This is a genomic window from Pseudomonas sp. S2_F03, assembly GCF_054668335.1.
The window spans coordinates 6,275,676-6,287,845 of sequence record NZ_CP162759.1 but is presented as its reverse complement, the minus strand read 5'-3'; the positions used below and the strand labels follow the sequence as shown (position 1 = coordinate 6,287,845).

Below are 12,170 nucleotides of genomic sequence, written 5' to 3'. Positions count from 1 at the left end.
CACGCTTTGCCGGTCGGGCATATGCGACCCAAGTCCTATTCCGCGGCAGCGTTATAAAGGCATGTCTGATAGGATTTCGGCCCCGCGCGGAAAAACCTGAATCCTTGCAGCTTTTCACGGAATTTTTACGGTTTCGTCTGGATCCTGTGCGCGCGGAACTTCAACTACGCTCAGCGCAATGAACGTTTTAAAAAACTAACGGGGCATGCCTGGGGGCATCGCTTCTTGGGGGATTGATGGATCTTTGGACCGCCTTTCAGGCATTGATACTTGGCGTAGTAGAAGGGCTGACGGAGTTTCTGCCCATTTCCAGTACCGGGCACCAAATCATCGTGGCCGACTTGCTCGACTTCGGTGGTGAACGCGCTATCGCGTTCAACATCATTATTCAATTGGGCGCGATCCTGGCGGTGGTGTGGGAATTTCGCCGCAAGATTCTCGATGTGGTCACGGGGTTGCCGACCCAACCGAGCGCTCGTCGATTCACGGCCAATCTGCTGATCGCATTCATGCCAGCCGTGGTGTTGGGGGTGATTTTCTCCGACTTGATTCACCACTACCTGTTCAACCCGATTACTGTCGCCACCGCGCTGGTTGTGGGCGGGATCATCATGTTGTGGGCCGAGAAGCGCCAACACGAAGTGCACGCCGAAACCGTTGACGAGATTACTTGGCAAGATGCGTTGAAAGTCGGTTTCGCTCAGTGCCTGGCAATGATTCCAGGTACATCGCGTTCCGGGTCGACCATCATCGGCGGGTTGCTGTTTGGCCTGTCGCGCAAGACCGCTACCGAGTTCTCGTTTTTCCTGGCGATGCCGACCATGGTCGCTGCGGCGGTGTACTCGGGCTTCAAATACCGTCACCTGTTCGTGCCTGCGGATTTCCCGGTGTTCGCGATTGGTTTCGTCACGGCGTTCATCTTCGCCATGATCGCGGTCCGTGGCTTGCTCAAGTTCATCGCCAGCCACAGCTACGCGGCGTTCGCCTGGTATCGCATCGTGTTCGGCCTGATCATTCTGGCCACTTGGCAATTTGGTTGGGTCGACTGGTCCGCGGCCAAGCCGCATGAGTGACGCCGGCACGCGCCACAACCCCGGGCGCAGGTCCGGGGGCGAGCACATTCAGCATCTACGACTCCAGCTGCTGGTTTTTGCAGCGCTGTGCGCGTTGCCGTTGGCAGGGTCGGTTTTGCTCTGGCTGCGCGGGGTGTCATTGATTCCGCTGGCGGCGTATGGGGGCGTCAGTGTGCTGGCGTTTTTCCTGTACTGGAGTGACAAGCGCAAGGCCCGCGCCGATACCTGGCGCACGCCGGAAAACGTCTTGCATGCGGTCGAACTGGCCGGCGGCTGGCCTGGCGCGTTGCTGGCTCAGCAAGTGTTCCGGCACAAGACTCGCAAAGTCTCGTTTCAGCTGTTGTTCTGGCTGATTGTGCTGTTGCATCAGGTGTTCTGGATCGATCAGCTGTTCCTCGGCGCCCACCTGTTGGCACTGTTTTAAAGCAGCAATCCAACCTGGGTACGCTTGGGCAACTTGCTCACCACCAGTTGGTGGGAACGTTGCAACAAGCCCTGCAGCTCTTCGGCGCCCAGCGGGTAGGGTGTTTGCATGATGATCCACTGGGCTCTCGCCAGATAGGGAGCCGGGTGGATGCCCGGTCGGTCGCAATGCCCCAGGAACAGGTCCTTGTCGACCTTGAAGGCCAGGGAGTCGCCGCGCAGGTTCTGCAACGCGAACATTTTGTTTCCGGCAATCGAAAACACCCGCACACCACCCCATTTATAGTCTTCCCGCGCACCCGGCAGCGCGAGACAGAACTGCGCGACATCCTCTTCGCTCATACGTCCAGCCTTCATATCAGTCGGTCCCCACAGGCTGTTGAATGATTCGATCAAATGGTCGAGCCAGGCGCGAACCGCCGGCATCACCCGCGCCGATGAGGGTAGACCGCTTGTAGCCAGCCGCCAGGCGATGACCAGTCGGGCAGCAATTGGACTAGCGAACCGGCTTCCAGCTCTTGCTCGCAATACATCATGGGCAGCAGGGTAAAGCCCTGGCCGGCGAGGGTGCAGGCCTTGCGCACTATGAAGTCATCGATACCCAATCGCGCTTCCAGGCTCAGCTCGACGCTTTTTCCCTGGAGATCGAGCAGGCGGATATGCACCATGCGGTCGGCTTCGAGGGCGCCCAGCACCGGCAGGTTTCTGAGGTCTTCGGGCTGGTTGATTTCACGTCCGTGCAAAAAATCCGGGGTGGCGACCATGGCCATTTGTGCCTGGCGCAGGCGACGGGTCACCAGCAACGGATCTTCGTCGCCCAGTTCACGCACGCGCAAGGCGACATCGACGCCTTCAGTCACCAGGTCGACCCGGCGATTGAGCAGCATGACTTCCAGTTGTACCTGCGGGTATTTGTCCAGAAATCGGGCAATGACCGTCGGCAGCATTTCATGCGCCAGGCCGACGGGACAGGACACCCGCAACCGCCCGCGCGGTTCGCTGGACATGCTGGCGACCGCTTCATCGGCCATTTCGGCTTCCAGCAGCATCGCCTGACAGTGGCGCAAGTAACGCTCGCCCACCGCCGTCAGCTTGAGTTGCCGAGTGGTGCGTTGCAGCAGGCGCGCGCCCAGGCGTTCTTCCAGCTCGGCAATCCGGCGCGACAAGCGGGATTTGGGAATCCCGAGCACGCGACCTGCCGCCGCGAAGCCGCCGGCTTCAACCACCTTGGCAAAATAGTAGAGATCATTGAGGTCTTGCATGACAGTTGCTCGACTGTTCTATCAGTGGGACGAACTATCGCATTGTTGCAGTCTAATCAGCTATTGGTTTCGCCTGTAGGATTCTCTCCATCAGATCGCCCCGTGGCGATCCTCACCTGGAGATCCCACATGAAACTGTTGCATATCGATTCAAGCATTCTTGGTGACAACTCGGCTTCCCGTCTGCTGAGCAGCGAAGTCGTTAAAGCCTGGCAAACTGCAGAGCCCAACGCCGTGGTCACCTACCGCGACCTGGCCGCCGATGCCATCAGCCATTTCTCCGCCACGACCCTGGTCGCCGCCGGTACTACCGCTGAACTGCGCAACGCCGCGCAACAGCACGAAGCCGAGCTGAGCGCCAAGACCCTGGCCGAATTCCTCGCCGCAGATGCCGTCGTGATCGCCGCGCCGATGTACAACTTCACCGTTCCGACCCAACTCAAGGCCTGGATCGATCGCATCGCCGTTGCCGGTCAGACCTTCCGTTACACCGAAGCCGGCCCTGAAGGCCTGTGCGGTGGCAAGAAGAGTCGTGATCGTTTCCACTTCCGGTGGCATGCATGCCGGTCAGGCCACGGGTGTGGCTCACGAAGAGTACTTGAAAGTGCTGTTCGGCTTCATCGGCATCACCGACATCGAGTTTGTCCGCGCCCACGGCCTGGCCTACGGTGACGAAGTTCGCACCAAAGCCATGAGCGATGCTCAAGCGCAAATCAGCGAGCAATTGTTCGCCGCCGCGTAAGCTTGCGTAAAGGCAGCAAACTGCTCAGGCAATACCCCAAAAAACTCTGTATTCTGGTCGCGCAAGTGCCAGATACGGAGTTTTTTGTTTCTGGCCGTTTCAGGTTGTGGCCCAGGTTATGCAATAACGGGTTAACGTTCCCGTTCTGCAATGACCTTGTTGGCCGCAAATGCTGGTACAAGGCCGCTGCCTCGATGATCCGAGGAGAACGGGCTTTCCGGTCAAGTAACAAAATGGTGGGGCATCCTTATGGTGCGTCTTTGTGCAACGTTACTGTTTTGCCTGCTCAGCAGCCTGAATTCAGTGCACGCCGCGCCTGCGCCACATCCTCACTGGAGCGTCGGCTTCCATGAGATGAGTTTTCTCGACCCCCTCGATTTGCAACCGATGCACGCCATCGCGTTCTATCCCTCCAGTGACAGGGAGCACACCAGTAAAATCGAGGGTTACACCGTCGAAGCCGGCGAAGACAGCGCTGTTGCCATCGGGCGCTTCCCGATGCTGATGCTGTCCCACGGCAACACCGGAACCCCGCTGGCCCTGCACGACCTCGCCACCTCGTTGGCGCGCAAGGTTTTGTGGTGGTCGCGGTGATCCATCCTGGCGACAACTCCAAAGACCACAGCCGCCTCGGTACGCTGAGTAACCTTTACGGCCGACCCATCCAGATTTCCGAAGCCATCACCGCTACCTTGGGTGATCGCATGCTCGCGCCATTCGTCAATGCCAATCAGGTCGGGGTGATTGGCTATTCGGCGGGCGGTGAGACGGCATTGATCCTGTCCGGCGCCACGCCTGACCTGGATCGACTGCGCCGTTATTGCCAGGAGCGCCCGGACGACCGCGATGCCTGCAACACCCAGGGCGAATTGATCGTCGACCGCGATGACCTTCAACCCGTGGCCGACCCGCGCGTGCATGCGTTGCTATTGATGGCGCCGCTGAGCTTGAAGTTCGGCCGTCACACCCTGGCCGATGTGCATGTGCCGGTGCTGCTTTACAGCGGCGACGGCGACAAACTGGTCGCGTTCGACAAGAACGCAGCGGCGCTTGCGCGCAAGTTGCCGATTGCCCCCGACTTCAAGTTGTTGGCCGGCGCGGGGCATTTCGTGTTCATGGCCCCGTGCAACGAAGAGCAGATCATTGCCATGCCAGCACTGTGTACCGACGCCGATGGGGTCGACCGCGAAGGCATCCATCGCGACATGATTTCCGAAGCCGGGCGATTCTTCTCCCGCACCCTGGGCATCGCAACCCGCGCAGGTCTGCAAACCGCGGATCAGTGAACACCGCAACCCCTGTAGCAGCTGGCGAAGCCTGCGTCCGGCTGCGTAGCAGTCGTAAAATCAGCCGCTAAGGTGTTTCAGGTAGACCGCGTTGTCAGGGTTTGCGACTGCTACGCAGCCGGACGCAGGCTTCGCCAGCTGCTACAGGATTGAGTGTTGGCTAGGCCATTGCGCGGCGTTTGAGTAGCAGCGTTAGACCCAACCCGGTTACCGACAACAACGCCGCGCTAAAGAATATCCACGTATACCCCAGGTTCAACGCCACCGCGCCCATCAATGGCCCGGCGATGGCCAGTGCCAGATCAAAAAACACCGCATAAGCACTCAAACCCGCGCCGCGACTGGAGTTGGGCACCTGTTTGATCGCTTCAACCCCCAGCGCCGGATAGACCAGCGACAAGCCAAAACCGGTCAGGCCCGCGCCGATCAGCGCATAGCCCGTCGAAGGCGCCAGCCACAGCAGCACCAGGCCCACGGTTTCAATGCTCATGCAGGCAATGGCCGAGGTGAATCCGCCGAAACGGCTGATGCTGGAGATGAACAACAGCCGCGCCAAAATAAAGCAGACACCGAACACGGTGAGGCAATACGCAGCACCGGCCCAACCACGGCTGACGTAATACAGGGTAATAAAGGTGGTCAGCGTGCCATAACCGATGGACGCCAGACTCAGGCTCGCACCAAACGGTGCGATGCGCCCGAACACCGCCCAAAAGGGCAGCCGCTCGCCACGAATCACCGGCACCGACGGTTTGTTGCGGATCAGCAGCAGCGCAGCGAGCGCCAACAGCGACAGCGCGATCCCCAAACTGGCGAAACCATACTCGGCGACCATCACCACCCCCAACGGCGCGCCGATGGCGATGGCACCGTAGGAGGCGATGCCGTTCCAGGAGATGGAGCGGGCGGTGTGCTCCGCCTGACCTGGCCCATGCACCAACTGATGGTGCCGACACCGATCAGGCCCTGGGCGATCCCAAGCAGCAAGCGACCGGCGATCAGGATCAACAGACTCACCAGCGGCATGCTCTGCAGCAACGTCGAAATCAGCGTCAACACGCCGCTCAGCACAATCCCCGACAACCCATAGACAATCGCCCGCTTGGTGCCAATGCTGTCCGACATTCGCCCAGCCATCGGCCGGCTGAGCAGGGTGGCCAGGTATTGCGAGCCAATGGTCAGCCCCGCGATGATCGCGCTGAAACCCAGTTGTTCATGAACATAGCCCGGCAACACCGCAATCGGCAGGCCGATGCAGAGGAAGGCAATAAAGGTATAAAAAACGATGGAGACGATCTGCAGGGTGATCGCCAGGGAGCTTTGCGGGGGTTGTTGCTGCGCGAGACATGGGGGCTCGTTCGCGGGCGGCGGTGGGAGAGCTGCATCATGGCGTGGGCTGCGAATAAAAGGAAGCAGGCTAACTATTTTGCCTGGCTTTTTTTACTTGTCTTTTCGGGCCCCTTCGCGAGCAAGCCCGCTCCCACATTTGACCGGGTTCTCCCTTTAAGAATGCGGACAAATGTGGGAGCGGGCTTACTCGCTGAAAGTTTCAGCACCAGAAAAATCCCCGGCCATGAAATGCAAAAAGCCCCGTCACAAGGACAGGGCTTTCAGTTGAAGCAGGGCAGCTATTTAGAACACTACACCCTGGCTGCGCAGGTAATCGTCATAGGTGCCGCTGAAATCGATCACGCCGCTAGGGCTGAGTTCGATAATGCGGGTCGCCAACGACGATACAAACTCACGGTCGTGGCTGACGAAGATCAGCGTGCCCGGGTAGTTCTCTAGCGCCAGGTTCAGCGCCTCGATGGATTCCATGTCCAAGTGGTTGGTCGGTTCGTCCATGATCAGCACGTTCGGCTTTTGCAGGATCAGCTTGCCGAACAGCATGCGACCTTGCTCACCACCGGAGATGACCTTGACCGACTTGAGGATCTCGTCGTTGGAGAACAGCATGCGACCGAGGGTGCCGCGAACGATTTGCTCGCCGCCCTGAGTCCACTGGCCCATCCAGTCGAACAGGTTGCAGTCGTCTTCGAAGTCGTGCGCGTGGTCTTGGGCGTAGTAGCCCAGTTCCGCGGCATCGGTCCACTTCACCAGTACCGGCATCCAGGGTCAGTTCGTTGACCAGGGTGCGCAGCAGGGTGGTTTTACCGATACCGTTCGGGCCGATGATCGCTACGCGCTCGCCCGCTTCAACCTGGAAGCTGAAGTCCTTGAACAGGGGCTTGCCGTCGAAGCCTTTGGCCATGCGCTCGACGATGACTGCTTGACGGTGCAGCTTCTTGGTTTGTTCAGGAAACGGATGAACGGGCTCACACGGCTCGAAGGCTTGACCTCGGCCAGCTGGATCTTGTCGATTGCCTTGGCGCGGGAGGTGGCCTGCTTGGCTTTCGAGGCGTTGGCCGAGAAGCGGCTGACGAACGATTGCAGTTCCGAGATCTGCGCCTTCTTCTTGGCGTTGTCCGACAGCAGTTGCTCGCGGGACTGGGTCGCTACGGTCATGTACTCGTCGTAGTTGCCCGGGAACAGACGCAGCTCGCCGTAATCCAGGTCAGCCATGTGGGTGCACACGCTGTTCAGGAAGTGACGGTCGTGAGAGATGATGATCATCAGGCTGGAGCGCTGGGTCAGAATGTTTTCCAGCCAGCGGATGGTGTTGATGTCCAGGTGGTTGGTCGGTTCGTCGAGCAACAGCACTTCAGGATCGGAGAACAGCGCCTGAGCCAGCAATACACGCAGTTTCCAGCCCTGGGGAAACCTCGCTCATCGGGCCAAAGTGTTGCTCGATGCCGATACCCAGGCCCAGCAACAGCTCGCCGGCACGGGATTCGGCGGTGTAGCCGTCCATTTCGGCGAATTCGGTTTCCAGCTCGGCCACGGCCATGCCGTCTTCTTCGGTCATTTCCGGCAGCGAGTAGATGCGATCGCGCTCGGCCTTGACCTTCCACAGCTCTTCGTGACCCATGATCACGGTATCGATCACGGTGAATTCTTCGTAGGCGAACTGGTCCTGGCGCAATTTACCCAGACGCACGTTCGGCTCGAGCATGACCTGGCCGCCGGACGGCTCGAGGTCGCCACCGAGGATTTTCATGAAAGTCGACTTGCCGCAACCGTTGGCGCCGATCAGGCCGTAGCGGTTACCCGCGCCGAACTTGACCGAAACGTTTTCGAATAGCGGCTTGGCGCCGAACTGCATCGTGATGTTAGCTGTAGAGATCAAAGGTTTTTCCTGCGAAGCATTCAGAGTAGCTAGGGTTGCGGCAGTACCGATTCAGTACCCGTTTCCGGTATTCAAACCACGGGAAATGCATCCCGGTCAGAAGCGGAAGGTCCATCTGGCAATAAGTGGACAGCAGCATATGGAGCGCTTGGCCCGAGTCGAAGTGCGCTGAGACGGGGTTCATTCCCGTCATCAACCAAGGGGGGCGCGTAATGTTTGGCGGCGATTGTACTGGTCTGGCTCTTTAAACGATAGGGCGTTGAGCCCGCTCGATCGCATTGACGGTATCCACCAACAGATTTTCACCGCTGGAAGCTAACTTTTTGTGACGACCAGTGGCTAAAATGCAATTTTTCAACACGATAACGACAGCCGGTACATGCCTGGCGACGATGCTACCAGGGCCGCCGTTTCGTTTTCACGTCCAACGTGTGATGGTTTTTGTGAAACTGATCATTGCCTTTATTTACCTGGTTTCCATTGCGTACGTGCACTTGCGTGGACGCGTGCGCCACAGGTTGGGCCGCCAGTTGAGTGATCACTCTTCGTTTCTGGCGCCACTCAATTGCTTTTTGTATCTGTTTTCGAAAATCCCCACCAAGCCGTATCTGGATCCAGCTGATTTCCCTGATCTGAGCCCGTTGCAGGCGCATTGGCAAGACATCCGCGCCGAAGGCCAGAACCTGTTGAAAGCCGGAGAGATCAAACGCTCTGATCAATACAACGACGTCGGCTTCAACTCGTTCTTCAAATCGGGCTGGAAACGTTTTTACCTGAAATGGTACGGCGACAGCCATCCTTCGGCGATGAAGCTCTGCCCGCGCACCACCGAATTGGTCCAGGGCATCGCTTCGATCAAGGCCGCGATGTTCGCAGAACTGCCACCGGGTTCCAGGCTGGTCCGTCATCGCGATCCTTATGCCGGTTCCTACCGTTATCACTTGGGCCTGGAAACGCCGAACGAAGCCGGTTGCTACATCAATGTCGACGGCCAGAACTACCATTGGCGCGATGGCGAAGCGGTGATGTTCGACGAAACCTTCATTCATTACGCCGAAAACACCACGCAGAAAAACCGCATCATTCTGTTTTGCGACATCGAGCGCCCGATGAAGTATCGCTGGGCGGCAGTGTTCAACGACTGGTTTAGCCGGACCGTGATGTCGGCGGCCGGTGCGCCAAACGATGCGGGTGACAGGACCGGCGGCATCAACCGCCTGTTCGACCGGATCTACATAATCCGCCTGCGTGGCAAAGCGTTGAAAAAGCGCAACCGCAAGCGTTACTACCTGGAAAAGTGGGCGATTTTTGCTGGGTTGCTCGTGCTGATTTTTCTGATCTGAAGGCCTGGCTAACCACGAGAAGTCCTAGTGGCTTTTTTCGGCGCCGTCGGTTTGGCTTTGGCGCTGCCCTTGCTACCCAGGCTACGTTTAAGCAATTCGGTCAGATCAATCACATCCGCTGTTTTGCGCGCCTCTTCACCGGTCGCTGTCTCGACATCCTCGATCTTGCCTTCATTGGCCTTTTTCTCGACCAGCGCCATGATCTTGTCTTCGAAGCTGTCGCGGTAGTCCTCAGGTTTCCAGTCGGCGCTCATGTCTTGCACCAGGCGTTTGGCCATATCGAGTTCACCCTTGGCCAGTTCGGGCTTGGTCACCTCGCTGCCCAGCTCGAGCGTATCGAGGCTGCGCACTTCGGCGGGCCAACGCAACATCACCAATACCATTGCCGACTCCAGCGGCATCAACGCCGCCAGGTGCTGACGTGTGTGCAGCACTACATGGGCGAGGGCGACTTTATTGGTTTTGCTCAACGTTTCGCGCAACAGCGCGTACACCTTGCCACCGCGTTTATCAGGGGCGAGGTAGTAGGGCGTATCGATGTTTTGCAGGGGGATCTGCTCACGGTCGACAAAGGAAAAGATGTCGATGGTTTGGGTGGATAAAGGGTGCGCCGATTTGATTTCCTCTTCGCTGAGGACCACGTACCGACCTTTTTCGTATTGCACACCTTTGACAATGTGCTCCTTGGTGACTTCTTTGCCGTTGACCTTGTTCACACGCTTGTACCCGACCGGCTCCATGCTGCGGCTGTCGAGCCAGTCGAAATCCACCCCTTGGGAGGATGTCGCCGAGACCAACGCCACAGGGATATGCACCAGCCCGAAACTGATTGCGCCTTTCCAGATTGCCCGTGCCATGGTCGTCTTCCCGAAAGTGATAATCAGGTGACCGGCGGCCTCACGCAAAAGTTTCAGCCGGTTGTGTGGCCCTGGCCGGGCGGCGTGGTCAACTCGTGTTACACCTTGTGAAGGAGGTTTTAGTTAACAAATCCGAACCTCGGGCGTAGCGTGCTATCGAAGACACTATCCACGTCGAGAGGCTCCCTCCATGAACAGATATGTGCTCGGCTGCACCACCCTGACGCTGAGTTGTTTGCTGAGCAGTCTGGCGTACGCATCGCCAGAGCAATCGTCATCATTGCTCCTGGCGCAAAGCCCGACGGGGGCTTCCAGCAATCCCTATAACAGCCCCATTCGCCGAGCCAACCCGAATAGCATGCAAGGCTCGCAATCCAGTGCCCCGGCCATTCGCGGGCCAAACACCATGCCGGTGCCACGGCCTCCGAGCCTGGATAACGGCGGCATCGGCAACCGTTATCCTTCGACCCCATCAACGCCCTCCAGCCCGCCGACATTCATTCCCAATCCACCTCCGCGCGATACAGGCACCAGTAACCGTTGAACCGGAACGATAAAAAAGGAAGCGTGCATGTTGCGTAAAACCCTACTGGCCACCTTGTGCGTCAGCGCCCTCATCACCGCTGCGGCCCCCGTGTTCGCGGCCACGACTCAGGATCTGCAAAGCGAGCAGGGCACCCTGCAAGTCACCACGCTCGCCAAGGGGCTGGAGCATCCATGGTCGCTGGCATTCCTGCCGGATCGCACGGGCATGCTGGTGACCGAGCGGCCCGGTCATCTGCGCGTCGTCAGCGTTGACGGGAAAATCTCCGACCCGATTGATGGTGTACCGAAGGTCTGGGCCAAGGGCCAGGGCGGCTTGCTGGATGTGGTGCTGTCCCCCGACTTCAAGCAAGACCGCACGGTTTACCTGTCGTATGCCGAAGGGGGCGGGGCGGGGGACAAGGCTGGCACGGCGGTAGGCCGGGGGCAATTGTCCGAAGACCTGAAAACCCTGAGGAATTTCCAGGTGATCTTCCGCCAGGAGCCGAAGCTTTCTGTCGGCAACCACTTCGGCTCACGATTGGTGTTCGACCGTGATGGCTATCTGTTCATCACGCTCGGTGAAAACAATGACCGGCCAACGGCTCAGGACCTCGACAAGCTGCAAGGCAAAGTCGTACGGATTTACCCGGACGGCAAAGTGCCGGACGACAATCCCTTTGTCGGTCAGGCAGGCGTACGTCCGGAAATCTGGTCCTATGGCCAGCGTAACCCGCAAGGCGCAGCGCTCAATCCATGGACCGGCGTTCTCTGGGAGAACGAACACGGACCTCAGGGCGGTGATGAATTGAACATCATCGAACGCGGGAAAAACTACGGCTGGCCGCTGGCAACCCACGGCATCAACTATTCGGGCCAGCCGATCCCCGAAGCCAAAGGCAAGTCCGCCGAAGGCACGGTGGCGCCGCATCATGTCTGGGAGAAGTCCCCGGGGTTGAGCGGACTGGCGTTCTACGACAGTGATCGATTCAAGGCCTGGCAGCACAACGCGTTCATCGGGGCGCTGGTCAGCCAGGAACTGATTCGCTTGCAGTTCGATGGCGACAAAGTGGTTCACGAAGAGCGATTGCTCGGTGAACTCAAGGCGCGAATCCGCGATGTGCGCCAAGGCCCGGATGGGTACTTGTATGTGTTGACCGATGAGGACAATGGCGCGCTGTACAAGGTGGGCCTGAAATAACCCCGGTGGTCGCACCGGCCCCTGTAGCAGCTGGCGCAGCCTGCGCCGGCCGGTCCGTGCTCGGGCGCAGCAGTCCTACAATCATCCAGACGAAAATTGGCCATTGACTTGCCATCAACCCAAGGCTAATTTCCAGCCATGACTTCCACCGTATTGCGCTGCCAGCCAAGCATTATTACCGCCATTCCTTATCTGGCGGGCTAGCTCACGACTGCAGCACCCAACCCGCCCTAGA

7 protein-coding genes and 5 pseudogenes are annotated in these 12,170 nt (G+C 58.8%); 7 read left to right on the top strand and 5 right to left on the bottom strand.

Annotated elements, in window-relative coordinates; translation table 11 throughout:
• Positions 1-236: 236 nt before the first annotated feature.
• Both AB4N76_RS29495 and AB4N76_RS29490 read left to right on the top strand, forming a co-directional pair.
• Entirely contained in the window at positions 237-1,073 is an 837-nt protein-coding gene (locus AB4N76_RS29495) for an undecaprenyl-diphosphate phosphatase (RefSeq protein ID WP_460163922.1), read from the top strand.
• Positions 1,066-1,497, top strand: coding sequence for a DUF1294 domain-containing protein (locus tag AB4N76_RS29490; RefSeq protein WP_460163921.1), 432 nt, complete (start codon positions 1,066-1,068; stop codon positions 1,495-1,497). Before AB4N76_RS29495 ends, AB4N76_RS29490 begins: the two co-directional genes overlap by 8 nt.
• Here the strand turns inward: AB4N76_RS29490 and AB4N76_RS29485 are convergent.
• A complete protein-coding gene (locus AB4N76_RS29485; RefSeq protein ID WP_046033107.1) occupies positions 1,494-1,853 on the bottom strand; it encodes an MmcQ/YjbR family DNA-binding protein in 360 nt (119 codons plus the stop codon). The genes AB4N76_RS29490 and AB4N76_RS29485 overlap by 4 nt on opposite strands.
• A pseudogene (locus AB4N76_RS29480) lies at positions 1,850-2,758 on the bottom strand (LysR substrate-binding domain-containing protein). The gene AB4N76_RS29485 and the pseudogene AB4N76_RS29480 overlap by 4 nt, the downstream one beginning before the upstream one ends.
• A 129-nt stretch (positions 2,759-2,887) precedes the next feature.
• Between AB4N76_RS29480 and AB4N76_RS29475 the strand changes: the two are divergent.
• Together AB4N76_RS29475 and AB4N76_RS29470 are read left to right on the top strand one after the other, a co-directional pair.
• Positions 2,888-3,500 (top strand): annotated as a pseudogene (locus AB4N76_RS29475) (FMN-dependent NADH-azoreductase).
• Positions 3,501-3,749: 249 nt separating this feature from the next.
• Positions 3,750-4,786: pseudogene (locus AB4N76_RS29470) on the top strand (alpha/beta hydrolase family protein).
• 160 nt (positions 4,787-4,946) lie between these two features.
• Here the strand turns inward: AB4N76_RS29470 and AB4N76_RS29465 are convergent.
• Together AB4N76_RS29465 and AB4N76_RS29460 are read right to left on the bottom strand one after the other, a co-directional pair.
• A pseudogene (locus AB4N76_RS29465) lies at positions 4,947-6,100 on the bottom strand (MFS transporter).
• 318 nt (positions 6,101-6,418) lie between these two features.
• A pseudogene (locus AB4N76_RS29460) lies at positions 6,419-8,012 on the bottom strand (ABC-F family ATPase).
• A 443-nt stretch (positions 8,013-8,455) separates the two neighbouring features.
• On the opposite strand from AB4N76_RS29460, the gene lpxO reads away from it, so the two are divergent.
• Positions 8,456-9,355, top strand: a complete 900-nt coding sequence (gene lpxO, locus AB4N76_RS29455) for a lipid A hydroxylase LpxO (protein ID WP_460163920.1) — start codon at positions 8,456-8,458, stop codon at positions 9,353-9,355.
• Positions 9,356-9,363: 8 nt separating this feature from the next.
• Here lpxO and ku read toward each other — a convergent pair whose 3' ends face one another.
• Positions 9,364-10,212, bottom strand: coding sequence for a non-homologous end joining protein Ku (ku, locus tag AB4N76_RS29450; RefSeq protein ID WP_460163919.1), 849 nt, complete (start codon positions 10,210-10,212; stop codon positions 9,364-9,366).
• 190 nt (positions 10,213-10,402) lie between these two features.
• On the opposite strand from ku, the gene AB4N76_RS29445 reads away from it, so the two are divergent.
• Together AB4N76_RS29445 and AB4N76_RS29440 are read left to right on the top strand one after the other, a co-directional pair.
• Positions 10,403-10,756 carry a hypothetical protein gene (locus AB4N76_RS29445; protein WP_077432121.1) on the top strand — a complete coding sequence of 118 codons (354 nt, stop codon included), beginning with the start codon at positions 10,403-10,405 and terminating at the stop codon, positions 10,754-10,756.
• Positions 10,757-10,783: 27 nt separating this feature from the next.
• Positions 10,784-11,935, top strand: coding sequence for a PQQ-dependent sugar dehydrogenase (locus AB4N76_RS29440; RefSeq protein ID WP_046033114.1), 1,152 nt, complete (start codon positions 10,784-10,786; stop codon positions 11,933-11,935).
• The last annotated feature ends 235 nt before the right edge of the window (positions 11,936-12,170 follow it).

What these genes read in the sequence shown, in the direction of transcription:
- AB4N76_RS29445 (WP_077432121.1), top strand. Translation starts at nt 10,403, where the DNA reads ATGAACAGATATGTGCTCGGCTGCACCACCCTGACGCTGAGTTGTTTG.
- AB4N76_RS29495 (WP_460163922.1), top strand. Translation starts at nt 237, where the DNA reads ATGGATCTTTGGACCGCCTTTCAGGCATTGATACTTGGCGTAGTAGAA.
- AB4N76_RS29490 (WP_460163921.1), top strand. Translation starts at nt 1,066, where the DNA reads ATGAGTGACGCCGGCACGCGCCACAACCCCGGGCGCAGGTCCGGGGGC.
- AB4N76_RS29440 (WP_046033114.1), top strand. Translation starts at nt 10,784, where the DNA reads ATGTTGCGTAAAACCCTACTGGCCACCTTGTGCGTCAGCGCCCTCATC.
- AB4N76_RS29485 (WP_046033107.1), bottom strand. Translation starts at nt 1,853, where the DNA reads ATGAAGGCTGGACGTATGAGCGAAGAGGATGTCGCGCAGTTCTGTCTC.
- ku (WP_460163919.1), bottom strand. Translation starts at nt 10,212, where the DNA reads ATGGCACGGGCAATCTGGAAAGGCGCAATCAGTTTCGGGCTGGTGCAT.